The 1,277-nt window shown below is 62.3% G+C and carries 1 protein-coding gene; it reads left to right on the top strand.

The window, feature by feature from the left end; genetic code table 11:
- Nucleotides 1-44: 44 nt before the first annotated feature.
- A partial coding sequence (locus tag H8A95_RS43095) for an IS1182 family transposase (RefSeq protein WP_229188459.1) occupies nt 45-1,277 on the top strand: 1,233 nt, incomplete at its 3' end.

Below are 1,277 nucleotides of genomic sequence, written 5' to 3'. Positions count from 1 at the left end.
AGCCCGGATGGAGCGAAGAGACTGGGCAAGAACCCTAGGCGTTTATGCGAACGAGTGTACGATTCGGTATGACGAATCGTACGTTCAAGACCGGGGTAAGCCGGGATCAGGTAAGCCTTCTTCCTGCGCGGGTGGAAGATTATGTGGGCCGAGACAGTTCGGTTCGGGCGATCGAGGCTTTTGTCACTGCGCTGGACCTTGAGCGGCTTGGCTTCGGCCGTGCCGGTTCGGGCGGCGGGCCAGGACAGCCGCCTTACGATCCTGCCGATCTGCTGAAGCTCTATCTTTATGGCTACACCAACCGGATACGCTCCTCGCGCGCCCTTGAGCGCGAGGCCGGCCGCAATCTTGAGCTGATCTGGCTGATGAAGTACCTGGTGCCCGGCTATCGCACCATTGCCAATTTCCGCCGGGACAACTGGAAGGCGCTCAAGGCGACGAACCGGGAGTTTGTCCTGCTGATGCGCGAACTCGGCCTTTTGGGCGGTGAGGTGGTGGCGATCGACGGGGCGTTTTTTGACGGCAATGCCAGCAAGGCGAGCATCAAGACGCAGCGCAGGCTTGCCAAGCGGCTGGCGGAGATCGAACTGGAGATAGAAGCCTATGGCGCCGCGCTGGAGGCCAATGACAGCGTGGAGACGGACCGCCCGCCGGCGGGACCGGATGGAGGCGGAAGTGATGGCGGCGGAGATGTCGGGCAAAAGGTCGCGGCTTTGATGGCCAAGCGCACGGCGCTGAAGGCGGATCTGGCGCAACTGGAAGAGACTGGCCAGACGCAGTTGTCGCGAACCGATGCGGATGCTCGCCTGTTGGCGAAGAACGGCCAGGTGGTGGTGGGCTTCAACATTCAGATCGCCGTCGACGACAAGCACAAGCTGATCGCGGCAAGCGAGGTCGTCAACGACGGCAACGATACCGGCCTGCTTTACACCATAGCCAAAGCCGCGAAGGAGGAGCTTGGCGCCGAGACACTGACGGCGCTCGCCGATACCGGCTATTACAACGGCGCCACGCTGAAGGACTGCGAGGAGAACGGGATCGTGGCCTACGTTCCGCAAGCCAAGCGGACCGCGCGACTCGAAGCGCAAGATCGCATCAGCCATGAAGAGTTCGCCTACGACACCGAAGCCAATGTCTATTGCTGTCCCGCCGGCAGGCTCCTGAGCCCGACGGACGGCCGCAAGACCAACGGCAACCGGATCGAGATCAGGTATGTCAGCCGCAAGGCCGACTGCGACGTCTGTGCGCTGCGCTCACGCTGCCTCTCTGCCAAGACG

The sequence above is a fragment of the Bradyrhizobium oropedii genome (assembly GCF_020889685.1).
GTDB classification, from domain to species: domain Bacteria; phylum Pseudomonadota; class Alphaproteobacteria; order Rhizobiales; family Xanthobacteraceae; genus Bradyrhizobium; species Bradyrhizobium oropedii.
The sequence above is the reverse complement of the archived record's forward strand: the minus strand, read 5'-3'. Positions and strand labels throughout refer to the sequence as shown.